24 protein-coding genes are annotated in these 23540 nt (G+C 64.9%); 9 read left to right on the top strand and 15 right to left on the bottom strand.

From position 1 onward, the window contains the following. Window positions 1-296, bottom strand: a 296-nt coding sequence (locus E4K64_RS36425) for a helix-turn-helix transcriptional regulator (RefSeq protein WP_135167507.1), incomplete at its 3' end; no start/stop codon positions are given. 113 nt (window positions 297-409) lie between these two features. Between E4K64_RS36425 and E4K64_RS36420 the strand changes: the two genes are divergently transcribed. Both E4K64_RS36420 and E4K64_RS36415 read left to right on the top strand, forming a co-directional pair. After that, entirely contained in the window at window positions 410-670 is a 261-nt protein-coding gene (locus E4K64_RS36420) for a hypothetical protein (RefSeq protein ID WP_135167506.1), read from the top strand. Between the two features lie 36 nt (window positions 671-706). Continuing rightward, window positions 707-1435 carry a glutathione S-transferase family protein gene (locus E4K64_RS36415; protein ID WP_135167505.1) on the top strand — a complete coding sequence of 243 codons (729 nt, stop codon included), beginning with the start codon at window positions 707-709 and terminating at the stop codon, window positions 1433-1435. Between the two features lie 290 nt (window positions 1436-1725). Here E4K64_RS36415 and E4K64_RS36410 read toward each other — a convergent pair whose 3' ends face one another. The 10 genes from E4K64_RS36410 to E4K64_RS36360 all read right to left on the bottom strand — a co-directional run bounded on the left by E4K64_RS36410 (window position 1726) and on the right by E4K64_RS36360 (window position 11624). Further along, complete coding sequence (locus E4K64_RS36410; RefSeq protein ID WP_135167504.1) at window positions 1726-2877, bottom strand: ABC transporter substrate-binding protein; 1152 nt, start codon at window positions 2875-2877, stop codon at window positions 1726-1728. Between the two features lie 79 nt (window positions 2878-2956). Continuing rightward, window positions 2957-3376, bottom strand: coding sequence for an acyl-CoA thioesterase (locus tag E4K64_RS36405; RefSeq protein WP_024340606.1), 420 nt, complete (start codon window positions 3374-3376; stop codon window positions 2957-2959). Between the two features lie 10 nt (window positions 3377-3386). After that, on the bottom strand, window positions 3387-4148 hold the full coding sequence (locus E4K64_RS36400; protein ID WP_128922235.1) for an SDR family NAD(P)-dependent oxidoreductase: 762 nt from the start codon (window positions 4146-4148) through the stop codon (window positions 3387-3389). Window positions 4149-4382: 234 nt separating this feature from the next. Next, window positions 4383-6266: a feruloyl-CoA synthase gene (locus E4K64_RS36395; RefSeq protein ID WP_135167503.1), complete on the bottom strand. Its 1884-nt coding sequence runs from the start codon at window positions 6264-6266 to the stop codon at window positions 4383-4385. Beyond that, window positions 6263-7072 carry a crotonase/enoyl-CoA hydratase family protein gene (locus E4K64_RS36390; RefSeq protein WP_135167502.1) on the bottom strand — a complete coding sequence of 270 codons (810 nt, stop codon included), beginning with the start codon at window positions 7070-7072 and terminating at the stop codon, window positions 6263-6265. Before E4K64_RS36390 ends, E4K64_RS36395 begins: the two co-directional genes overlap by 4 nt. 129 nt (window positions 7073-7201) lie before the next feature. Further along, the gene (locus E4K64_RS36385) at window positions 7202-7825 is read right to left on the bottom strand and encodes a DUF2270 domain-containing protein (RefSeq protein WP_235884909.1); all 624 of its coding nucleotides are present in this window, start codon (window positions 7823-7825) and stop codon (window positions 7202-7204) included. A gap of 280 nt (window positions 7826-8105) precedes the next feature. After that, window positions 8106-8567 carry a DUF3237 domain-containing protein gene (locus E4K64_RS36380; RefSeq protein ID WP_135167501.1) on the bottom strand — a complete coding sequence of 154 codons (462 nt, stop codon included), beginning with the start codon at window positions 8565-8567 and terminating at the stop codon, window positions 8106-8108. A 12-nt stretch (window positions 8568-8579) separates the two neighbouring features. Further along, window positions 8580-9899, bottom strand: coding sequence for a TRAP transporter large permease (locus tag E4K64_RS36375; RefSeq protein ID WP_135167500.1), 1320 nt, complete (start codon window positions 9897-9899; stop codon window positions 8580-8582). 2 nt (window positions 9900-9901) lie between these two features. Beyond that, the gene (locus E4K64_RS36370; protein ID WP_135167499.1) at window positions 9902-10411 is read right to left on the bottom strand and encodes a TRAP transporter small permease; all 510 of its coding nucleotides are present in this window, start codon (window positions 10409-10411) and stop codon (window positions 9902-9904) included. 196 nt (window positions 10412-10607) lie between these two features. Beyond that, window positions 10608-11624, bottom strand: a complete 1017-nt coding sequence (locus E4K64_RS36360) for a TRAP transporter substrate-binding protein (RefSeq protein ID WP_135167498.1) — start codon at window positions 11622-11624, stop codon at window positions 10608-10610. Window positions 11625-11890: 266 nt separating this feature from the next. On the opposite strand from E4K64_RS36360, the gene pobA reads away from it, so the two are divergent. Together pobA and E4K64_RS36350 are read left to right on the top strand one after the other, a co-directional pair. After that, a complete protein-coding gene (pobA, locus tag E4K64_RS36355) occupies window positions 11891-13060 on the top strand; it encodes a 4-hydroxybenzoate 3-monooxygenase (protein WP_135167497.1) in 1170 nt (389 codons plus the stop codon). Window positions 13061-13287: 227 nt separating this feature from the next. Next, window positions 13288-13704, top strand: coding sequence for a PaaI family thioesterase (locus E4K64_RS36350; RefSeq protein ID WP_135167496.1), 417 nt, complete (start codon window positions 13288-13290; stop codon window positions 13702-13704). A 137-nt stretch (window positions 13705-13841) separates the two neighbouring features. Here the strand turns inward: E4K64_RS36350 and E4K64_RS36345 are convergent, their stop codons facing one another. Further along, window positions 13842-14726 carry a LysR family transcriptional regulator gene (locus E4K64_RS36345; RefSeq protein ID WP_135167495.1) on the bottom strand — a complete coding sequence of 295 codons (885 nt, stop codon included), beginning with the start codon at window positions 14724-14726 and terminating at the stop codon, window positions 13842-13844. 122 nt (window positions 14727-14848) lie between these two features. Between E4K64_RS36345 and E4K64_RS36340 the strand changes: the two genes are divergently transcribed. Beyond that, a complete protein-coding gene (locus tag E4K64_RS36340) occupies window positions 14849-15469 on the top strand; it encodes a pyridoxamine 5'-phosphate oxidase family protein (protein ID WP_135167494.1) in 621 nt (206 codons plus the stop codon). A 253-nt stretch (window positions 15470-15722) separates the two neighbouring features. On the opposite strand, the gene E4K64_RS36335 is transcribed toward E4K64_RS36340, so the two are convergent. The 3 genes from E4K64_RS36335 to E4K64_RS36325 are packed head-to-tail and all read right to left on the bottom strand — an operon-like array spanning window position 15723 to window position 19268. Then, window positions 15723-16454 (bottom strand): ABC transporter ATP-binding protein, encoded by a 732-nt coding sequence (locus E4K64_RS36335; RefSeq protein WP_135167493.1) that lies wholly within the window; start codon window positions 16452-16454, stop codon window positions 15723-15725. After that, a complete protein-coding gene (locus E4K64_RS36330; RefSeq protein ID WP_135167492.1) occupies window positions 16451-18220 on the bottom strand; it encodes a branched-chain amino acid ABC transporter ATP-binding protein/permease in 1770 nt (589 codons plus the stop codon). The genes E4K64_RS36335 and E4K64_RS36330 overlap by 4 nt, the downstream gene beginning before the upstream one ends. Window positions 18221-18227: 7 nt before the next feature. Then, window positions 18228-19268 carry a branched-chain amino acid ABC transporter permease gene (locus E4K64_RS36325; protein WP_167772433.1) on the bottom strand — a complete coding sequence of 347 codons (1041 nt, stop codon included), beginning with the start codon at window positions 19266-19268 and terminating at the stop codon, window positions 18228-18230. Between the two features lie 177 nt (window positions 19269-19445). Here E4K64_RS36325 and E4K64_RS36320 point away from each other — a divergent pair, with 177 nt between their 5' ends. From E4K64_RS36320 to E4K64_RS36305, 4 genes are all read left to right on the top strand, one after another. Beyond that, window positions 19446-19991 carry a MarR family winged helix-turn-helix transcriptional regulator gene (locus E4K64_RS36320; RefSeq protein WP_135167491.1) on the top strand — a complete coding sequence of 182 codons (546 nt, stop codon included), beginning with the start codon at window positions 19446-19448 and terminating at the stop codon, window positions 19989-19991. 309 nt (window positions 19992-20300) lie between these two features. After that, a complete protein-coding gene (locus E4K64_RS36315) occupies window positions 20301-20573 on the top strand; it encodes a helix-turn-helix domain-containing protein (protein ID WP_126259681.1) in 273 nt (90 codons plus the stop codon). Between the two features lie 13 nt (window positions 20574-20586). Beyond that, window positions 20587-22587, top strand: coding sequence for a hydrogenase 4 subunit B (hyfB, locus tag E4K64_RS36310; RefSeq protein WP_135167490.1), 2001 nt, complete (start codon window positions 20587-20589; stop codon window positions 22585-22587). Next, window positions 22584-23540, top strand: a complete 957-nt coding sequence (locus tag E4K64_RS36305) for a respiratory chain complex I subunit 1 family protein (RefSeq protein WP_126259683.1) — start codon at window positions 22584-22586, stop codon at window positions 23538-23540. The genes hyfB and E4K64_RS36305 overlap by 4 nt, the downstream gene beginning before the upstream one ends.

Genomic DNA, 23540 nt, shown 5'->3' with positions numbered 1-23540 from the left:
GCCGCGCGCGCCAGCGCCGAATCGGCATGGCCGGCGACCCATTGTGCGCCCAGCACGGCCGCCTCGATCTCGTCGGGTGTCAACATCAAGGGCGGCAGGTCAAATCCCTTCTCCAGGATGTAGCCCATGCCGGCTTCCCCGCGGATCGGCACGCGCTGGCCGATCAGCGTTGCGATGTCGCGATAGATCGTGCGCTTCGAGGTCTCGAGCTCGGCCGCGATGGCGTCCGCTGTCAGCGGCTTCCGCGTCCGCCGCAGCACCTGGATGATCTGAAACAGCCGGTCAGCGCGTCTCATGACAATTCTCTTATCGGTGGTCTTTTCAGAAAGCGGCGCGCGGCTGCTGACAGGATGTTGGCAGCAGGGGGGTTCTATACCGGGACAACACATCGACTGAAGGGGATTTGTCCATGATCATTCCAACCCATTTCGGCCCGGCGATTCCGATGCTGCGGGCACAGGCGTGGTCCGTATCGGCATTCGGGCGCCTCGTTTCGCTCGATCTCATGGCCCTCGACCTCCGGTTTGCCCTCGCAAGCGTCGTGGCACGCTCGCTGACCCAGGCCGCGGGCGCGCTGGTCCGCCACGTGATGGGCCGCGCCTGGCGCGGGGCCCGCTTCGCAGAAGATATCACGGCTGCTGCCACCATGGTGGCAGCAGCCGGTCGCTAGGTTCCGCCAACTTTCGAGAGGTTCAGGAGAGCTCGCATGATCACGCTTTACGGCTTTGGCACCGGCTTCGGCCTGCCGGAAATCAGCCCCTTCGTCACCAAGACGGAGGTGCAGCTCAAGATGGCGGGACTGCCCTACCGAAAGGAGCGGGCGATGCCGCCGGCCTCTCCCAAGGGGCAATTGCCGTTCATCGACGACGGCGGTGAGGCGGTGGCTGATTCCACCTTCATCCGCGCTCATATCGAGCGCCGCTACGGCTTCGATTTCGATGCCGGCCTGTCGCTGGCCGAGCGTGCGCAGGCCTGGGCGTTCGAACGGATGATCGAGCACCATATCTATTGGGGACTGGTCGGGGCGCGCTGGGTCGATCCGGTGAATTTCGCCAAGGGACCCGCGCATTTCTTCGATGGCGCACCGGAGCATAACCGCGAGAAGCTGCGCGAGGATGCGCAGTTCCGCGTCGCCGAGAACTATCTGCTGTCCGGCCTCGGCCGCCACGCCCCCGATGACGACGTCGACCTCGCCGTGCGCTCGCTGTTTGCGCTGTCGGTGCAGCTCGGCGACAAGGCGTACCTGATGGGCAACAAGCCCTGCGGCGTCGACGCCACCGCCTTCGGTATGCTCGCCGGCATCCTGTCGCCGTTCTTCGAATCGGCGTTGCGCGAGCGCGCCGAGGCATTTCCGAACCTCACCGCCTTTGTCGACCGCATGATGGAGACGTATTACCCCGAATTCGCCTGGGCCCCGCTGCGGCAGGCGGCGTGAGGCCGGCGGCGGATCCTCACGCTGGCTGCAACCTCTCCCGCTTGGGGAGAGGTCGGCGCGTCCGGGCGAAGCGAAGCTTCGTCCCGTGCGCCGGGAGAGGGCTCTCTCGGCTCGGGGGACTTCATGGCAGGCGTCGAAAATCCCAACGCGGCGGCACCCTCTCCCCAGCCCTCTCCCGCAAGCGGGAGAGGGGGCGCAGTGCCGCCGAGGCTCGCAGTGCTTTCTCCAAGGCCAAAACAAGAGAGCCGGCCCATCGGGCCGGCTCTCGTCGTCTTTCGACTCTCTCCGCCTTACTTCACCAGCGAGTACTTGCCGTTCTTCACCGTGAGCAGGATGCGCGAGCGCTCGTCGAGGCCGTAGCGGTCCTTTTCAGTGAAGTTGTAGACGCCCTGGCTAGCCGCCAGCTCCTTCTCCGTCAGCAGCGCCTGGCGGATCGCTTCGCGGAATTCCGGCGTGCCGGGTTTTGCGGTCTTCAGCGCGGTCGGGATGATGCGCTTCAGGATCTCGAAGGCATCGTAGGAGTGGCCGGCGAACTGGCTACGGCTGTTCGGGCCGTATTTGGCCTCATAGGCCGAGTTCAGCGCGAGGCCCGGCTTCTTGGTCGCGGCTTCGTCCGGCTGGTCCTCGGGATCCATGACCGGGCCAGAGGCCATCAGCACGCCCTCCGCCGCTTTGCCGGCGATGCGGATGAAGTCCATGCTGGCCGCGCCATGGGTCTGGTAGATCAGGCCCTGATAGCCGCGTTCACGCAGCTCGGTCTGCGGCAGCGCGGCCGCGGTGCCGGATGCACCGACCAGGATGGCGTCGGGATTGGCGGCGACGAGCTTCAGCACCTGACCAGTCACCGAGGTGTCGGGACGGGCGAAGCGCTCCTCGTCGACGATGGTCATGCCCATCGGCACGGCCTGCGCCTTGAGGTCGTTGAACCAGAGGTCGCCATAGGAGTCGGAATAGCCGATATAGCCGAGCGTCTTCACGCCCTTGGCTTTCATATGGTCGTACAGCACCTTGCCAACGATCGGGATCGGCTGCGGCATCGCCACCGACCACTTCATGCGCTCCGGCGTGATCGGGAACGGCGCCAGGCCGAAATGCGGAATGCCGGCTTCGTTGGCGACGTTGGAGACGGCGATGGTCGGCGGCGTCAGTGCCGAGCCCATGATGATGTCGGCCTTGGATTCGGTCACGAAGCGGCGGGCGTTGGTGGTTGCAGTGGTGGGATCGCCGCCGTCGTCGAGCACGATCACCTTCAGCGGCATGCCGCCGATCTCCTTCGGCACAAACTCCAGCGCATTGCGCTCGGGAATGCCCAACGCGGCACCGGGGCCGGTCGTGGTGGTGGTGATGCCGATGGTGATTTCGCTGGTCTGGGCCAGCGCGGGCAGCGCCGGCAGGGCCAGCGTCGCCGCGGCGATCGCGGCAGTCAGGTAAAAGCGTTTCATCTATTTCCTCCCTTTACGTGTTTCTTTGAAAGCAGAAATCGGGGGGTAATTCAGCCCCCTCTTTTGGTGATGCGGCGATTTAGCTTCCCGTGAACTTGGCTACCATTTCCGCCGGGAATGGTGCCGATTTCAGCTTGTCGGGGTTAACGGGATCGCGGCCGACCAGCACGCGGGTTTCGAACCCCTCGATCGCCAGCGCCTCGCCCTTGTAGACGTTGTGCTTCACCTCGAAGCTCGAGCGCTTGATGCTCTCGATTCTAGTCTCGATGGTGATCCAGTCGCCATAGGTCGAAGGGATATAGAACTTGGCCCGCGTGTCGACCATGGGGATGCCCACCAGGCCGTATTTGCGAACCAAGTCCTGCTTTGAGAAGCCGGCGACCTCGAACAAGGTCGAGGTCGAATCGTCGAACATCGCGAAATAGCGCGGGTAGTAGACGATGTTGGCGGGGTCGCAATCACCCCACTGGATCTGGACCTCGCGCCGGTTCACGAACATTTGGCCGGCCTTACTTCGGCGCCATGCGCAGCGAGCCGTCGAGACGCACCACTTCGCCGTTGAGATAGGCGTTCTCGACCATGTGCAGTGCGAGCGCGGCGAATTCGTCGGCTTGGCCGAGCCGGCGCGGGAAGGGGATGGCGGCGGCGAGCGAGTCCTGGGCCTCCTGCGGCAGGTTCGCGAGCAGCGGCGTCAGGAACAGGCCGGGTGCGATGGTCAGCACGCGGATGCCGAACTGCGCCAGCTCGCGCGCGATCGGCAGCGTCATGCCGACGATGCCGCCCTTGGACGCCGAATAGGCGGATTGCCCGATCTGGCCGTCATAGGCGGCAACGGACGCGGTGTTGATGATGACGCCGCGCTCGCCGGTCGCCTGTGGCTCCAGCTTGGACATCTCGGTGGCGGCAAGGCGCAGCATGTTGAAGGTGCCGATCAGATTGACCTTGATCACCTTGTCGAAATCGGCGAGCGCCATCGGGCCGTCGCGGCCGACCACGCGCTTGGCAACGCCGATGCCGGCACAATTGACCAGCACGCGCGCCGGGCCGTGGGCTTTCGCAGCCTGCGCCACCGCGGCTTCGGCGGAGGCGGCATCGGAGACGTCGCAGGTCACGGCCACGCCCTTGATCTCGGCGGCAACCGTCTCGGCAAGCTTGGTATTGAGATCGCACACCGCGACCTTGGCGCCCTGCGCCGCCAGCTTGCGCGCGGTGGCCGCACCCAATCCCGATGCGCCGCCGGTGACGATGGCTGCCTGATCCTTCAACAACATGGCGTTCTCCTTCGATTCTAATTCAGACGCGATCGTATCCAAGCGCTCGATGCGCTCCCTCGCCCCGCTTGCGGGGAGAGGGTTGGGGTGAGGGGGACTCTCCCGCGGAGACGGCGAGAGTGAGACTCGCGGAGAGTCCCCCTCACCCGAATTTGCGCGTTGCGCAAATTCGACCTCTCCCCGCAAGCGGAGCGAGGTGAAGGAGCAGCCGATCGGTTCATTCCAATTGTCATGTCATCCGACCGATATCACACGGTTGGATGGATTGGCAGCGTAGAGCTCCTCGATCAATTCGGTGCGGTGCTCCAGCACGGCACGCTGGTTGATCGAACCCTTGTCGGTGACCTCGCCCTTGTCGATCGAGAGCGGCGTGTCCATCAGGATCGCGCGCGTGATCCGCGTCGAGGATCCCGTGGCTTGGCTGAGGAAACGGGTCAGGCGCTCGCGAAAAGCTTCGAGTACCAGGCGGTCGCGCGTCGCGACGACGAGATCGTCGGCCGGCAGCGTCGGATTGATCAGCCGGCAGCCGTCGAGGTCGAGCACGACCAGCGCCGAGATCTCGTCGCGGTTGATGCCGGCGATGACGACGTCGCGCACCAGCGGGGCGCAGGCGGCCGTGAGGCGCGCGCGTAAGGGACCGACGCTGACCCAGGTGCCGCTGGCGAGCTTGAAGTCTTCGCCGACACGGCCGTCGAAATCGAAGCCGGCATTGAGATCGTCGGGATCGGCGGGCTTGAGCGCATCGCCCATCTTGTAAAATCCTTCCTCGTCGAAGGATTTCGCGCTGATGTCGGGCTGGCGCCAGTAGCCGGGCATGACGTTCGGCCCCTTGGCCCGCACCTCCAGCTTGCCGTTGTTCGGCACCAGCTTGGCGTCGTTGCCCGAAACGGGCAGGCCGACATGGCCGGAGCGGCTCGTGCGCGGATTGACCGACATGAAGAACGGCGCGGTCTCGGTCGCGCCCAGCCCGGTCAGCATCGGCACGCGATAACCTTTTTCCTTCACCGCGAGCTCGTCGAGGCTGTCCCAGATGAACGGCGAGAGCGCGGCGCCCGAGAAGAACATCGCGTGCAGGCGGTCGAAGAATTTTGCGCGCAGGCCCTGGTCCTCGCGCAAATAGGGCAGCAGCGATTCATAGCCTTTGGGCACGTTGAAATAGACCGTCGGCGAGATTTCCTGGAGATTTCGCACGGTCTCCTCGATGCCGCCGGGCATCGGCTTGCCGGCGTCGAGATACATCGAGCCGCCGTTGTAGAGCGTCAGCCCGATATTGTGGTTGCCACCGAATGTGTGATTCCAGGGCAGCCAGTCGACGATGACCGGCGGCTCGTCCTTCAGGAAAGCGAGCGTCTCGCGCAGCATCACCTGGTTGGCGCAGATCATGCGTTGGGTGTTGATGACGGCCTTCGGATTGCCGGTCGAGCCCGAGGTCAGCAGGAATTTCGCGATCGTGTCGGGACCGATCCTGCCATGGACGTCGTCGAGATCGCTGCGGATCGGTGTCGCCATGAGGTCGGCGAGCAGCGTGACGTCACGGCCCGGCACGCCGCCATACGAGGCGGCGATCTCGGTGCCGAGCGAGACGTTGGCGGCGAGCGCATCGGCGAACTTGTCGGCGTCCTCGGCGAAGACGAGGCCGGGCGTCAGCAGCTTCATCAGATACGACAGCTTGCCGTAGTCCTTCGACACCAGCGAATAGGCCGGTGACACCGGGCAGAACGGAATGCCGGCATAGAACGCGCCGAACGCGAGCAGGGCGTGGTCGATCGAGTTGCCGGAGAGGATGACGACCGGCCGCTCCGCCGACAGGCCGCGCGCAATCAGGCTTGAAGCGATGTGCCGAGTTGCGACGAGCAGCTCGGCGTAAGTGATCTTGCGCCAGCCGCGGCCGCCTTCGCGCTCCGCCATGAAGACGCGATCCGGCGTGGTCGTCGCCCAATGATGCAGGCGGCCGGTGAGGCGGACCGGATAATCGCCGAGCGGCTGTTTGGGCCGGAGGTAGATCGTACCGTCGTCGCGCCGTTCGATGTTGACGGCGGGATCGCCGAACGAGATGGGCCGCAGCGGGAAATTGCTCGCGCCGCGCTCCATGCTGGAAGAGGACGGCTGTGCGCTCATGGCTTCGGCTTTACCTTTGCGGTCTTGTGCTCGAGGAATTCACGGATCCGGCGTTTTGCCTCTTTGTCGCTCTGCGCCACGGTCGCCATCAGCGATTCCATCAACAGACCGGTCTGCGGATTGGCCTCCGCGATCATCGGCAGCGCCTGGAGCACGGCGAAATTGGTCAGCGGCGCGTTGGAGGCGACCTTGGTCGCAAGCTCCATCGCCTTGCCGAGCGCGTTGCCGGCTTCCGTCACATATTGCGCGAAGCCGTAGGACGCGCCTTCGGTCGCGCTATAGACGCGGCCCGTCAGCATCATGTCCATCATCCGGGCGACGCCGATCAGCCGCGGCAGCCGCACCGAGCCGCCGCCGCCGACGAAGATACCGCGTTGTCCCTCCGGCAGCGCGAAATAGGTCGAGGGCTCGGCGACGCGGATATGCGCCGAGCACGCAAGTTCCAGCCCGCCGCCGATCACGGCGCCCTTCAGGGCCGCGATCACGGGCACGCGGCTGTATTGGATGCGGTCGAACACCCGGTGCCACATCTGGGAATGCAGCAGGCCGCCGGTCGCGTCGTGCTCGGTCAGCTCGGAGAGGTCGAGTCCTGAGGAGAAATGGTCGCCGATGCCGTGAATGACGACCGCGCCGATATCCTCGGGCAGGGAGGCAAAACACTCGCCGATTTCCAGGATGATGCCGTCGTTGAGCGCATTGCGCTTGGCCGGCCGGTTCAGACCCACGGTCAGAACCCGGTCCGCCCTCTCGATCCGGAGTAGCCCGGAGGTGCCCGCGGCAGCGGTCTCGGCGTTTCCCTGTGTCATTTGCGTCCTTGTCAGAATAGTTATGTTCTATAACGAATTTTGGGGGAGTCAAGGAGGGGCGCGTTCCCGATCCACTCCCTAGGGGCGGGCGGGGGACCCCGGGGCTCGGCCGGACTTCCCCGTCGCTAGCTAGCCCATTGCAACGCCATCGCCCTTGGTCCCGTGCTCGCGCTGGTCGAGCCAAAGCGTGCCGAACGCGAACGCCAGCCAGCCCAAATCGTAGGCGACCCCCATGAGCAGAATGATCCAGCCGGGAAGCGGTCCGACCGCCGCGCGATCGACAAATTCCGCCAAGCTCGCTGCGGGCGTCGGATGGATTGCAATCTTGCCGTAGTAGGCCACGGCCTGGATGGCGAGGATCCAAACGTAGTTGCGTCGCAGCCGCCGCCCCGCAGCGCGGACGAACGAAATGTGATGGCGGGGCGCGGTGTAATCACGCGCAAGAACCGTCTGCCAGCCGTCATCGTGCGCTTCGCCCGTGAACATCGGCGCGTAAAAATTCTTCTCGATCCAGCGGGCGCGGGCGCGCCAGACGTTGAAATAGCGATAGCGCCGCGCCTCCATTGCGAGGAACGCAGCAAGCAGCAACCCGACGAGCACGAGCGGCAGCGGAGATGCTTGCGGGCTCGAAAAGGTCGTCGACAGCGCGATGCCCATCGTGACAATGGCCCAATTGGTCGTGTTATCGAGTCGCGTTCGCCAGATCGTCGAGCGATAGACCTCGCCCCGATAGAGATGGGCGATGGCGCCCATCTCGGCAGGATCGAAGCTGTGTCGTGGATTTGAGTCGCTGGAAGCCATGAGGGACATGGTGGCACTCCCGTGGTCTGCGCAATCTTGCGCAAGTCGTATCCTGAACCAGCTCAGAGCCGTGTCATAGGCGGATTCAGCTCTCACCTTCAATGAGCTCAGGCGCGCCGCCACACTCTCGCGGCAGGATCTGCCCGAGCTTTGCGCCCGCCGCGCTCCCGAATTGGCTCAGAAGGCGCAGTGAAGGCCGGGCACGGGTTGGTACCCGTGAGTCCCCAAAGAGTCACATCACCTGATGCACGTCGATCACGACGCGATCGGCATGGCGCGCGGCCGAGCCCACAAAAATGTGCTCCATCAGCCAGCGATATTTCTCGTGCCCCGTCTCGAATTTCGGGACGGTGCGAAAATAGATCAGCTTGGGATCGACCGGCTCGCCACGCTTGAGCTTTTGCAAGAGCTCGACAGGGCCAAAGCGCATGCCTTTGTTCTCGACATAGACGACGGCGCCGTCGTCGGTCTCGAAGGCGTATTTCGCCTCGAGGTCGATCAACTCGTTGGGTCGGATGGTCTGGAAGTCTGCGCCGAATGGCAATACCTTGCCTGTTATCGCGCCCGTCACCTCGCCGCCGATGATTGGAATGATGCGGCGAACGCCGATGCCGGTCTCACCGGCGGTGACGACGTCGCCGATGCGCGCGGTGATGGTGAAGACGTATTTGGTCTCGAGCGTCGGGGTGGTCATCGCTCCTCCTCGTCAATTCGCCATCATCCGCGTTGGCAGCCAGGTCGCCAGCAGCGGGAAGGCGATCAGGATCACGAGGCGGATCAGGTCCGTGACCACGAACGGAATCACGCCCTTGAAGATGGTGGAGAAGGAGACGTCCTTCACCACGCTCTTGATGACGAAGACGTTCATGCCGACCGGCGGGTGGATCAGGCCGAGCTCGACGGTCATGACGATGATGACGCCGAACCAGATCGGATCGAAGCCGAGATGCGTGATGACGGGGAAAATGATCGGCACGGTGAGGATGATCATCGCCATGGCGTCCATCAGGCAGCCGAGCACGAGATACATCACCATGATCAGCGCGAGCACGCCGTAGCTGCCGAGGCCGAGACCGGTCAGGAACTCAGTCACTTTTTGCGGCGTCTGGGTCACCGTCAGGAAATAGCCGAAGATCAGCGCGCCGATCAGCACCGTGAAGACCGCGGCCGCGGTGCGCGTCGCCTGCAGCAGCGAGGCCAGGATCTTCTCGCGGTCGAGGCGGCCTGTCAGCACGCCGATGATGAAGGCGCCGGCGGCGCCAACGCCGCCGGCTTCCGTCGGCGTGAAGCGCGGCAGGAAGGGCAGGCCATAGAGGCCGCCGATCACGAACACGAACAGCAGCACCGGCGCCCAGATCTCCTTCAGGCCCGCAAAGCGCTCGCGCCACGGCGTCACCTTGCCCTTGGGCAGGAAGTTGGGGCGGAAATAACCGATCAGGAAGATCGTGATCATGTACATGGTCATCGCCAGCAGGCCCGGGATGATGCCGGCGATGAAGAGCTTGCCAATGTCCTGCTCGGTGATGATGCCGTAGACGGCGAGCACGGTGGAGGGCGGCAGCATCGCGCCCAGCGTGCCGCCCGCGGCGATCACGCCCGTGGCGAACGACTGCGGATAGCCGAAGCGGCGCATCTCGGGGTAGGCGACGGCGGAGAAGGTCGCGGCGGTCGCGACCGAGGAGCCGCAGATCGCGGCGAAGCCGCCGCAGGCGCCGACGGTGGCAATGCCGAGCCCGCCGCGCAAATGGCCGACGAAACCGTTGGCGGCGCGGAACAGCTCGCGGCTCATGCCGGAATTGCTGACGAACGAGCCCATCAGCAGGAACATCGGGATGACGCCGAAGGTGTAGTCGGTGACCGTGCGCATCGAGGTCTGGCCGACCAGCTTCAGCGCCGCATTGCCGTTGACGAGATAGGCGAAGCCGGAGACGCCGACGAGACCCATCGCCATGCCGACGGGCACGCGCAACAGCATCAGGACAAACAGGGAAACGAAGCCGATTAAGGCGACGGCATCGGTGCTCATGATTACTCCGTCGCCTTCAATTTGGGATCGTGCATGTCTTCGGGATGGAAGATCAGGCGGTAGGTGCGGATCGCGATCAGCAGCACGGCGGAAACGTCGCCGATCCAGGCGACCGCGAAGAATGGCCAGGTCGGCATGTGCATGTCGAAGGTCTGGACGTTGTCGTTGTAGGTGCCGCGCACCTTGTCGAACAGAGTCCAAGTCTGCACGGTCACGACGAACAGCAGCACCAGGGTGGCGAACACGTCGATCCAGCGCTGGTAGCGCGGCCCGACGTTGCCCCAGACCAGATCCACCGTGATGTGGGTGCCGCGATAGGAGGTCGCGGCGATGCCCCAGAAGATGAGGATGCCGAGCAGCATGCGACCGATGTCGAAGCTGTCGGGGATCGAATAGTTCAGCGTATTGCGCAGCAGCACCGACAGGAAGATGTCGAGCGCGACGATGCCGACGAAGCCGGCCGCGATCCATTCGATCGAATCGATGATGCGGTCCATCCAGGAGCGCTTCATGGGAAAGAGTCCTTATGACGAGTCGAGATACGCCCGCGAGAGAGCTGCGCTCCCTCCCCCGCCTGCGGGGGAGGGTGGGGGAGAGGGTGTCTCCGCAATCGAGAACCCCGAAGAGGAGAGAGCCCTCACCCGGCGCTTCGCGCCGACCTCTCCCGCAAGCGGGAGAGGTGCAGCGAGTACCCGGCCGCTGCCGGGCTCACTCCGCCAGTGCGTTGTATTTCTTCAGCGAGGCCTTCAAATCGGCGAGCGCGGCATCCGGATCGGCGCCGGCCTTCTTGGCGCCGTCGCTCCAGGTTTTCACCAGCGGCTCGGCGGCCTTCTTCCAGGCGGCGGCCTGCTCGGGTGTCAACTTGTAGACCTCATGGCCGGATTCCGCCTTCACCTTGTCGATGCCGGCATCCTCGAACTTGCCCCAGTGCTCGCCGACCATGCCCGCCATCTCGACCGAGCAGTTCTTGTCGATCGCGCCCTTCTGCTTGTCGGACATCGCATTGTACTTGTCCTTGTTGATGACGAACACGAAGGTCGTGGTGTAGAGCGGCGCCTCCATGTCGTACTTGGTCACCTTGTCGATGCCGAACAGCACCAGGGAGCCCCAGGGGAAGGTGACGCCGTCGGCGACGCCGCGCTCGATGATGTCACGCACTTCCGGCGCCGAGGACTGCACGTTGGTGCCGCCGAGCGAAGTGACGAAGTTCGCCATGGTGGCGTGCGCCGGGCGGATCTTCATGCCCTTCACGTCTTCGGGCATCACGATCTTCTTGGTCTTGGAATGGAAGGACGAGGGCGAGTGGACGAAGGCGAGACAGTATTTGACGTCCTTCATCTCCTTCTCGGCATATTTGCGATACCAGGCGTCCAGGCCCATCGAGCCGCCCTTGGCGTCCGAGATCAAGAACGGCAGCTCGCCGGCGCCGACGATCGGGAAGCGGCCGGGCTGATAGCCGGGATTGACGTAGGTGACGTCGGCGATGCCGTCGCGCGCCATGTCGTAATGGTCGAACGCCTTGCCGAGCTGCTGGGCCGGAAACACCTTGCCCTTGACGGTGCCGCCGGAATCCTTCTCGACGGCCGCGGCCCAGTCTTCCAGCGACTTCTGCAGCGGATGCGAAGCCGGCACCCAGTGCGAGATCTTCAAATCGAAGGTCTTGTCCTGCGCGAGGGCAGGCGTCACGCTCGCGGCCAGCAGCAATGCCAGACAGGCTCTTCTCATCACGCGTCTCTCCCTGTTGTCGACGGCGGGCTTCGCTGGCCCGGTCTCATTAATTAACATGTTATCTAAATGGCGGGCGGGTTCAAGCCAGAACTGGCGCGCACCTCTGTCGCATCCTCCGTCAGCCCGTTGCATGGATTTGTCGCCCTTCGCAGCGACCCGCGCGCTCCCCTTTTGCCCAACGATTATATGGTATAATTATCCCGAGCGTGTTGAAGCGACAAGCGAGCCGCCACGAAAGCCTACAGGATCGGAAGGAGCAAGTATTGCGGACAAAGGTCGCAATCATCGGGGCCGGGCCGGCCGGATTGTTGCTTGGGCAACTGCTGCACGCTTATGGCATCGACAATGTCATTCTGGAGCGGCAGAGCCCGGACTACGTCCTCGGCCGTATCCGTGCCGGCCTGCTGGAGGAGGGAACCGTCGCGCTGCTCGACCAGATCGGCGCGGGGACCCGGGCGCATGCCGAAGGTCTGGTGCACGAAGGCATCGAGCTCGCTTTTTCCGGGCGTCGTCATCGCATCGACATGAAGGGCGCGACCGGTAAGACGGTCATGATCTACGGGCAGACCGAGGTCACGCTCGACCTGATGAATGCGCGCAAGGCCGCCGGTCTCGTCTCGGTCTACGAGGCCAAGGACGTCCAGCCGCACGATTTCGACGGCAGTCACCCGCGTGTAACTTACGTCAAGGACGGCGTCACCCACACGCTCGATTGCGACTTCATCGCCGGCTGCGACGGTTTTCACGGCGTCAGCCGCGCCAGCGTTCCGGCCTCGGCGATCGAGGAGTTCGAGCGGGTCTATCCGTTCGGCTGGCTCGGCATCTTGTCGGACACCCCGCCGGTCAGCCACGAGCTGATCTACTCCAACCACGCCCGCGGCTTTGCGCTCTGCACCATGCGTTCGACCAGGCGCAGCCGCTATTATGTGCAATGTTCGCTCGATGACCACGTCGACCAATGGCCGGACGACCGCTTCTGGGACGAATTGAAGCGCCGGCTCGATCAGGAGGCCGCCGACAGCCTCGTCACCGGCCCCTCGATCGAAAAGAGCATCGCGCCCTTGCGCAGCTTCGTCGCCGAGCCGATGCGCTTCGGCAGGATGTTCCTGTGCGGCGATGCGGCTCACATCGTGCCGCCGACCGGCGCCAAGGGCCTCAACCTCGCCGCCAGCGACGCGCATTATCTGTCGAGCGCGCTGCGCGAATTCTACGACGAGAAATCCAGCGCCGGCATCGACGCCTATTCCGGCAAAGCGCTGGCACGCGTCTGGAAAGCGGTGCGCTTCTCCTGGTGGATGACCTCGATGCTGCACAAATTCCCCGACACCGGCACCATCGGCGCCCGCATCCAGCTCGCCGAGCTGGACTACGTGACGCAGTCGCAGGCGGCGATGACGTCATTGTCGGAGAATTATGTCGGGCTGCCGTTCTAAGGACGGTGCCGTAGGGTGGGCAAAGCGGAAGCGTGCCCCACCCAATTTTCTCAATTGTGCAGAGATCGTGGGCACGGCGCTACGCGCGTTTGCCCACCCTACGGCTCTGTCATTGCGGCACCGCGCGTTTCAAACACCCGCGCAAATCCCGTTTGAAACTTTGTAATTGATGCGCTCGTCGCGTCCGTCGTGTTCAATGCCGGCGACCTCAGCAACGCGAGACAGCCATGACCCTCCCCGACATCCCCGCCGGCTTCGAGCCGCATTTCCGCAAGGCGCCGCTCACCGATCCCTGGGAGCCGCTCTACTCCAAGAAGACCGACAAGGGGGTCACCGTGGGATTGCGGCTGGCGATGCCGCATACCAACGCGCGCGGGCTGATCCATGGCGGATTGATTGCGGCGCTGGCCGATGCCGCCATGGGCTATAGCTGTGCCCAGGCGACGGGCTGGTCGACCTCGTTGGTCACAATCTCGCTGTCGGTCGACTATGCCGGTGCCGCCGAAATCGGCCAATGGCTCGCGGTCGAGGGCGAGGCGATCAAGACCGGCTCCACGATCTGTTTCGCGCAATGCCTGGCGAAGGCCGACGACGCCGTGATCGCGCGCGCCAGCGGCACGTTCCGCGTGGTGCCGAAGAAGTAGTTCTCTCGTGCCCCGGACGCAGCGCAGCACTTCTTCAGTGATGCGCTGCAGAGCCGGGGCGCATACATCCGCAGCCCAACCTTGGTTTTCTGGGTCCCGGCTCTGCGCCGCTTCGCGGCGCGTCCGGGACACGAGACCTAGCCGAACCTCCACTCCGCCGTCTCCACCACGAGATCGACGAACGCGCGCACCTTGGCCGAGAGTAGGCGCGAGGTGGGATAGACGATGTGGATCGGCAGCGCCGGCTGCTCGTATTTCGCCAGCACGATCTTCAGCCGCCCGCGCTTCAGCCCCTCGGCGGCCTGATAGGCCAGCACCCGCGTCACGCCGCCGCCGGCCTCGGCATATTGCAGGGCGGCGTCGGCGCTGTTGCTGGTGAAGCGCGGCGCTACAATCATCTCGATGTCGCGGCCGTCCTGCATGAAATGCCAGCTGGCGGATGGGCCGAACTGGATGGTCTGGTGCTCGCGCAGCGCCTCCGGCGTCCTCGGCTCGCCATGGCGCTTGAGGTAGGCGGGCGCGGCCACGACGATCCGCCGCATCTCCCCGACCTGGCGCGCCACCAGCGAGGAATCGGCGAGATGGCCGATCCGCACCGCGGCATCGACGGCGTCCTCCACCAGGTTGACGAGATGGTCGGAGAGCCGCAATTCGCAGGCGACCTCGGGATAGCGCTTGAGATAGGCGGTCATCACCGGCCCGACATGCAGGCGGCCGAAGCCGACCGGGGCCGAGACCACCAGCCGTCCGCTCGGCCGGTTGCGCTCCTCGCGCGCGGAGCCGTCGGCCTCCTCGACATCGGCGAGGATCCGCCGCGCCCGCTCCAGATAGCGCGTCCCGACGTCGGTCAGCGTCACCTGCCGCGTGGTCCGCTGCAACAGCCGCGCGCCGAGATGCTCCTCCAGCGCCGCGATCAGCCGCGTCACCGCCGAGGGCGACAGCCGCAGCTTGCGCGCCGCCGGCGCAAAGCCGCGCAAGTCGGCGACGGTGACGAAGACATGCATGGCTTCAAGGCGGTCCATGGGAATTATTGCATATATCGCAATGATGAAGTGTCAAGTGGATCGATTGTTTTGGCCTCTGGAAGGTCCATTTTGAACTCTGACAGACGCACCAATGCGCCGGAATTCCAGGAGCTATTCCGATGACGGCAACTCACACCTACGCCAGCGACGTCGCCTTTTCGCCGGCGGTGAAATCGATCCAGACCCGAAAGGGATCGCGCGAGGGCTATGCCGATGCCGAGCAGCGAGGATGGCGCACCGAGGTCGATGACAACCTCGCCGCATTCCTCGCTGACGCCAACAGCTTCTATTTCGCCACCGCATCGGCCGACGGCCAGCCCTATATCCAGCACCGCGGCGGCCCGAAGGGCTTCTTGAAGGTCTTGGACAAGCAGACGCTTGCCTTCACCGACTACGCCGGCAACCGGCAATACATCACGCAGGGAAACCTCTCGGAGAATCCCAAGGCGTACATCTTCGTGATGGACTACGCCCATCGCCGCCGCGTGAAGATCTGGGGCGAGGCGCACGTCGTCGAGGACGACGAGGCGCTGACGGCGTCGCTGATGCCGAAGGGTTACCGCGCCCGGCCGGAGCAGGTGATCCTGTTCAAGATCGCAGCCTGGGACACCAACTGCCCGCAGCACATTCCGCAGAAGTTCGACGCGGCGGATGTCGCGGCGGCACTGGCGGCGAGGGATGCGAGGATCGCGGAGCTGGAGGCGGAAGTGGCGGCCTTGAAGGGGAAGGCGGCTATATAAGCCGCGGCTCGCTTACCCTCCGGAGGGGGCAATCGCATATGGCGGCGATCTCGACTGTGGCCATCCTTCGAGACGCCCGCCGCTGGCGGGCCCTCAGGATGAGGATGCGGGTGCGCGGCACCAGTTTCAACGAGCACAGATGCTATTTAGCCTCGTCCTGAGGAGACCGCGAAGCGGTCGTCTCGAAGGACGAGGTGCGCGCTCAGGTCGCGCAAAACGCCATATGCGATTGCCCTCCAGGAGAGGGTAAGAGTCAGATCACGCTTTCGCCTTCGTGCTGGAAGCCGAGATAGCTCGCCGCCACCCGCTCGTTTGCGGCGATGTCGCTGGCCTTGCCGCTGAGCACGAACTCGCCGAGCTCCATCACATAGGCCTGGTCCGCGATCTTCAGCGCCGCCTGCGCGTTCTGCTCGACCAGCAGCACGGAGACGCCGGCGGCGCGCAGCTCGGCGACGATGCGGAAGATGTCGGCGACGATGATCGGCGCGAGGCCAAGGCTCGGCTCGTCCAGCATCAGCAGCTTCGGCTCGCCCATCAGCGCGCGGCCCATTGCGAGCATCTGCTGCTCGCCGCCCGAGAGCGTGCCGGCGAGCTGCTTGCGCCGCTCCTTCAGCCGCGGAAACAGCGTGTAGACGCGCTCCATCGAGGCCCTCGCCTTGGACCTCTCGATACGGAAGGCGCCAAGCTCGAGATTGTCCTCGACATTCATGGTCACGAACAATTCGCGGTGCTCGGGGACGAGGCCGAGGCCCATCGCGACGCGGTCCTCGATGTCGAGCCGGGCGAGATCCTGCCCGGCAAATACGACGCGGCCCTTCAGCGGCAGGATGCCCATGATGGCCGAAAGCAGCGTGGTCTTGCCGGCACCGTTGGCACCGACGATGGTGACGATTTCATTCGTGCCGACCTCGAGCGAGACCGAGCGCACCGCCTCGACCTTGCCATAGGCGACATGGGCATCGGTGACGGACAACAGCGCGCTCATGCCGCCACTCCGAGATAGGCCTTGATCACTTCGGGATTGGTCTTGATCGTGGCAGGGGTGCCTTCGGCGATCTTGGTGCCGAAATCGAGCACCACGATACGGTCGGCGAGGTTCATGACGAAGCCCATGTCGTGCTCGACCAGGAGCACGCTCATGCCGCCGTCGCGCAAGTCACGCAGCAGCGTCGCCAGCCGCTGCTTCTCCATGTGGCGCAGGCCCGCGGCGGGCTCGTCGAGCAGCAGCAGCATCGGATCGACGCAGAGCGCCCGCGCGATCTCGACGATGCGTTGCTGTCCCAGCGAGAGCGAGCCTGCGAGCTGGTGCATCTGCTCGGTGAGGCCGACGCGCTCGATCTGGCGGGCGGCCTCCGCAAGCAGTCTTGCCTCGTCGGCGCGATCGAGCCGCAGCATGGAGGAGATCGGCCCGGAATGGCCGCGCAGATGCGCGCCGATCGCGACGTTCTCCAGCACGGTCATGTCGGGGACCAGCTTCACATGCTGGAAGGTCCTGCTGATGCCGAGCTTGACGATCTCCTGCGGCGGCGCCTTGTCGACCTTCTTGCCCAGCACCGAGACCGAGCCCGACGTCGCGGACAGCACGCCGGTGATCAGGTTGAACGTCGTGCTCTTGCCGGCGCCGTTCGGGCCGATCAGCGCGACGATCTCGCGGGCCTGGACGTCGAAGGAGACGTTGTTGACCGCGACCACGCCGCCGAACTGTTTTCGCGCCTTGTCGACCTGGAGCAGGACGCTGCCCTCGCCGGGGGCGCGGGGGCGCTGCTCGAGCTTCAGGGAGGTATCGGGCTTCTTGCCGCTGGTGCGCTCCGGCAGGAAGGACATCAGCCAGGGCCAGAGGCCGCCGGGCGCAAGCTGCAGCAGCGCGACCAGCATGATGCCGAACACGATGGTCTCGACCTGTCCCGAGCCGGGCAGGATCAGCGGCAAATAGCTTTGCAGCACCTCTTTCAGGACCACGACGATCGCCGCGCCCAGGACGCCGCCCCAGACATAGCCGGCGCCGCCGACCACGGCGATGAAGAGATATTCGATGCCGGCCTGCGCGCCGAACGGCGTCGGGTTCACCGCGCGCTGCAGATGCGCGTAGAGCCACCCCGAAAGGCCGGCGAGCACGGCGGCATGGATGAACACCAGCAATTTGGCGCGCGGCGTGTGCACGCCGAAGGCCTCGGCCGCGACGTGGCCGCGGCGCAGCGCACGAATGGCGCGGCCGGTGCGGGAATCCAACAGGTTCATCGTCAGCAGGGCCGAGAAGATCACGGCGACCCAGATCGCGTAGTAGATCGAGCCGGGCGAGAGCATCTTGAACGTGCCGATCGACAGCGGCGGGATCGCCGAGATGCCGTCGTTTCTCCCCAGGAATTCCAGCTTGCTGAACAGATAGAACAGGCCGAGCCCCCAGGCGAGCGTGCCGAGCGGCAGATAATGGCCGGAGAGGCGGACGGTGATCAGACCGAGCAGAACCGCCAGCGATCCGCTGACCGCCAGCGACAGCGGCAGCGTCAGCCAGGGCGACAGGCCATAGGCCGTCGACAGCACCGCAGTGGTATAGGCGCCGAAGCCGACGAAGGCGGCTTGTCCGAAAGAGGTCAGGCCGCCGACGCCGGTCAGCAGCACGAGGCCCATCGCGACCAGGGCCGCGAGGCCGATATTGTCGAGCAGCACGATCCAGAACGGGGGCATCCCCGGGACAAACGGGATCGCCGCCATCACGAGTGCGAAGACAATGATAGGAAGCCGGCTCTGCATCTTGGCCTCAGTCCTTCTCTTCTTCGACGGCGGGCGCGGCGAGCGAGCGCAGCAGCAGCACGGGGATCAAGAGCATGAAGACGATCACCTCCTTGTAGTTGGAGGCATAGAAGGACGAGAACGCCTCGACGATGCCGACCACCAGCGCCGCGACGGCGGTCAAGGGGTAGCTGACGAGGCCGCCGATGATCGCGGCGACGAAGCCCTTCAGGCCGATCAGGAAGCCGGAGTCGTAATAGAGCGTCGTGATCGGCACGATCATGATGCCCGACAGCGCGCCGATGACCGAGGCCAGCAGGAAAGCGATCTGCCCCGACAGCGTGGTGCGGATGCCAGCGAGCCGCGCCCCGAGACGGTTCACGGCGGTCGCGCGCAGCGCCTTGCCGTAGAGCGTCAGGCCGAAGAACAGCCAGAGCCCGACGATGAAGGCGACGGTGATGGCGTAGACGGTGATGCTCTGGCCGGTGAAGCGCAGCGCGCCGGCGGTGAAGGCGCCGGACAGCACGGCAGGCCCGCGCTGGCCTTCGGCGCCGAAGAACAGAAGGCCGAGGCCCTGCAGCGCGAGGTGGACGCCCACTGAAGCGATCAGCAGCACCAGCACCGAGGTGTGCGCCAGCGGCTGGAACGCGATGCGATAGAGATAGAGGCCGATCATCGCGACGATCACCAGCGACAGCGCGATGCAGATCGCGACCGGCGGCTTCTGGGCGGCGAAGTACACGGTCATTGCCAGCACGATGGAGGGCAGCACGATGTTCGTGATGAAGCTGCGCACGACCAGCCGCCCGTGCAGCGCCTTGCGCGCCACGAACAGGTCGAAGGCGAAGGCGCCGATGCCCAGCGCCAGCGCCAGCTTTGCCGTCCCGGGCATCTGACCCGCGGCCAGCGAGGCATAGGTCAGCGCGCCGTAGGTGACGAATTCGCCCTGGGGAATGAGGATTACGCGGGTGACGGCGAACACCAGCACCAGCGCCAGGCCGAGCAGCGCATAGATCGCGCCATTGGTGATGCCGTCCTGCACCAGGAACAGCATGATGGTGGTATTCAAGACCGGACGCTCCCCCTCAATATTACGAACCGGTCCCCTCGATTGCGGTGGACGGTCCGCTCACAGCCATTGATACACGCATGCGATATTTGATATGGTCCATAACAATTATCAAATATAACATCAAGGGTGGGGAACGACCCGTCCCGAATTTAACGGGATTACGAGCACGAGGCGATGACCGTTTCCAAGGCTGCTGAAAAGACCGCTGAAAAGACCTCCGAAAAGCCGGCCGACCCGGCCAAGGGCCGCAAGGACACGGCCGAATCGCAGGGGCAGGGGGCTGCCGAGGCGCTCCAGCTCGGCGGGCTTTCCGAACAGCTCGGCTATGTCTTGAAGCGGGCGCAACTCAAGGTGTTCGAGAATTTCTTGCGCTGCATGGCCTCGCTCCAGCTCACGCCGGCGCAGTTCTCCGTGCTGCTGCTGGTCGAGAAGAATCCCGGCCGTAACCAGACCGAGATCGCCTCCACCCTTGGCATCCTGAGGCCGAACTTCGTGGCGATGCTCGACAACCTCGAGAGCCGCGACCTCTGCGCGCGGATCCGCTCCACCAACGACCGCCGCTCGCACATCCTGGTGCTGACCGACAAGGGCAAGGCCGTGCTGGCCCGCGCCAAGAAGCTCGTCGCCACCAAGCACGAGGCCCGGCTGAACGATCTGCTCGGACAAAGCAACCGCGAAGCCCTGATCGCGATGCTTTCGAAGATCGCCAACGAGTTTTGAGGCGGGCAGTCACTCCCCCACTGCGCGAGCGCGCCCCGGCCTGATTGGCGTCTGTCGCGGCGTCCGCGTCTCTCCTCTCGCACTGTCATACCAGGACGGTCCGCCGGACAGCTGCACGATCGCGCTTGGGGCGCGTCAGGCGCGCCCGGAATAGGGACGAGCCTGCTGGCGGGGGGCGCGAGAGCGTGAGTTCCGAGGACGTAGATCGAATATGACGCGCTGCACATAGAAAATGATGCTTGAAACATCATTTTATGCGCCCTAAGCTTGGCAAATCAATCATTGTAATCGCCACGGACATCCTGCACCGTGATCACAGCCGCGCAGCTTCGAGCCGCCCGTGCCTTGCTCAGGATCGATCAGCGCGAACTCGCGCAGCGCTGTTCGCTGTCGCTGCCGACGATCCAGCGCATGGAGGCCTCCGAAGGCGTGATCCGCGGCAATGTCGATTCCCTGGTGAAGCTGGTTGAGGCGCTGTCGGTTGCCGGCATCGAGTTGATCGCCGAGGGGGCGGTGTCAAGCGCCGGGGGCCGCGGGGTGCGGCTGAAATCTCCACCTCCGAGCGCGGACGACAAGCCATGATCGAGGACCGACCATGATCGCCGTCGCGCTATGGTCGGTGGCCGCTCTGCTGGCGCTGGCGCCTGCCGGAATCGTGCTGTCGACGCGCCCGCGCGGCTCGATCATCCTTTACGGCGGATGCCTGATCGTCACATCGACGCTCTGCGTCACGGCGCTGTCCGGTCTGCTCTATCCCCCTCAGCCGGCGCCGAGCGCGATATTGCCGATCGGACTGCCCTGGCTCGGTGCTCATTTCCGGCTCGATGCGCTGTCCGCCTTCTTCCTCGTCGTCGTCAATCTCGGCGGCGTCGCCGCCAGCCTGTTCGCGCTCGGTTACGGCCGGCACGAGGATTCTCCCGGCCGCGTGCTGCCGTTCTATCCCGCCTACCTCGCAGCGATGAACGTCGTCGTGCTGGCAAACGACGCCTTCAGCTTTTTGGTCGCCTGGGAATTCATGTCGCTGACCTCCTGGGCGATGGTCGTGTCGCATCACCGGGACCCGGAGAATGTCCGCGCCGGCTATGTCTATATTCTGATGGCAGGTTTCGGCACGCTGGCGCTGCTGCTCGCCTTCGGCCTGCTCGCGAGCGAGGCCGGTTACGATTTCGATGCGATCCGAGCCTCGCATCCTTCCGCTGCGCTGACCGGCACGGTGGTCATCCTCGTGCTGCTGGGGGCCGGCTCCAAGGCTGGCCTGGTGCCGCTGCACGCCTGGCTGCCGCTCGCCCATCCCGCCGCGCCCAGCCACGTCTCCGCCCTGATGAGCGGCGTCATGACCAAGGTCGCCGTCTACGGCTTCGTGCGCATCGTCTTTGATCTCGTGCCCGAACCGGTGTGGTGGTGGAGCATGGTGGTGCTGCTGGTCGGCGGTCCGACGGCGACGCTGGGCGTGCTCTATGCGCTGATGCAGCGCGATATCAAGCGCGTGCTCGCCTATTCAACGATCGAGAACATCGGCATCATCTTCACCGGCCTCGGGCTGGCGCTGGCTTTCAAGGCGGAAGGGCTCGACTGGGTGGCGGCGCTCGCCTTCACCGCGGCGATGCTGCACGTCTTCAATCACGCGCTGTTCAAGAGCCTGTTGTTCTTCGGCGCCGGCGCGGTGCTGGGAGCGACCGGCGAGCGCGACATGGAGAAGCTCGGCGGGCTGATCCATCGCATGCCGAAGACGGCGTTCGCGATGCTGGTCGGCTGCGTCGCGATCTCGGCCTTGCCGCCGTTCAACGGCTTCGTTTCGGAATGGCTGACCTTCCAGGCGATCCTGCTTTCACCGCAACTGCCCTCTTGGGGCCTCAAGCTGGTCATCCCGGCGGTCGGCGGATTGCTGGCGCTCGCGGCCGCCTTTGCCGCGGCCTGCTTCGTCAAGCTCTATGGCATCAGCTTCCTCGGTCGGCCGCGTTCGGATGTCGCGGCGTCAGCGCACGAGACTGACGGCTTCTCGCTGACCGCAATGTTCGCGCTTGCCGCCTTCTGCCTCATTTCCGGTATCTTGCCCGGGCTGTTCATCGACGCACTGGCGCCGGTGAGCAAGGATATGGTCGGCAACATCATGCCGCATCAGGTCGGATTGCAGTGGCTCACGATCGTGCCGATTGCGGAAAGCCGCAGCTCCTATAACGGCCTTCTGGTGTTCCTGTTCGCGGCCCTCTGCGGCACGGCGGCGGCGACAGCCATTCACCGTCTCGCCTCCGACCGCTTGCGCCGCGCTCCGGCCTGGGATTGCGGCTATCCCGAGGCGGACCCGGCGATCCAGTACTCGGCCTCCAGCTTCTCGCAGCCGATCCGCCGCGTGTTCGGCAGCGTCATCTTTGGCGCACGCGAGATCGGCGAGATGCCGCCGCCGTCCTCGGCGCTTCCCGCGCGGCTCAAGGTCGAACTGCACGATCTGATCTGGGAGGGGCTGTACGCGCCGATCGCGAAGGCCATCGGCTTTGCGACGGACCGCATCAATATCCTGCAGTTCTTCAGCATCCGCCGCTACCTGACGCTGGTGTTCGTGGCGCTGGTTGTGCTGCTGCTGGTGGTGGCCCTATGAACGAGCTGCGCGACATCCTCTCCCAGGGCGCGCAGATGTCGCTGGTGCTGGGGCTCGCGCCGCTGCTGACGGGTTTCGTGCGGAAGGTGAAGGCTCGGCTGCTACGCCGGCGCGGCCCGCCGCTGCTCCAACCTTATCGCGACCTCATCCGCCTGATGCGCAAGGACGTCGTGCTCGCGGACAACGCCTCCTGGCTGTTCCGCGTCATTCCCTATCTGATCTTCGCGGGCACCTGGGTCGCGGCCTCGCTGGTGCCGACCTTCGGCAATGGTCTGTTGTTCTCCTGGACCGCCGATCTCATCGCCATCACTGCGCTGCTCGGCAGCGCCCGCTTCTTCCAGGCGCTCGCCGGCATGGACGTCGGGACCGCCTTCGGCGGCATCGGCTCCAGCCGTGAGGTGATGATCGCCTCCCTCGCCGAGCCCGCGATGCTGATCACCGCGTTCTCGGTTGCAATGATCGCCGGCTCGACGCAGCTCCCCACGGTGGCCGAGTTCATGGGCTCGGACGCGGTCGGTCTGCGTGTGTCGTTGGGGATGGCGTTCGTGGCGCTGACCATCGTGGCGCTGGCGGAGAATGCCCGTATCCCCATCGACAACCCCGCCACCCATCTCGAGCTCACCATGGTGCACGAGGCCATGGTGCTGGAATATTCGGGGCGGCATCTCGCGCTGATCGACTTGTCGTCGCAGCTCAAGCTTCTGCTCTATGTCTCGCTGATCGCCTGCGTGTTCCTGCCATGGGGTACGGCGACCGCCGATGCGAGCGTTGCAAGGCTCGCTCTTGGCGCGCTGGTCTATCTCGGCAAGCTGACGGTCCTCGGCTTCCTGCTTGCCGTGTTCGAGACCGCGATCGCCAAGATGCGCGTGTTCCGGATTCCGGAGTTCTTGGGCGCGGCGCTGATGCTGGCATTGCTTGCCACGCTGTTGCGCTTCGTGTCGGGGAGCCTGTGA

Source organism: Bradyrhizobium frederickii (assembly GCF_004570865.1).
Lineage (GTDB): Bacteria > Pseudomonadota > Alphaproteobacteria > Rhizobiales > Xanthobacteraceae > Bradyrhizobium > Bradyrhizobium frederickii.
Note: the sequence above shows the minus strand (reverse complement) of the source record. Positions and strands in the feature narration are given on the sequence as shown.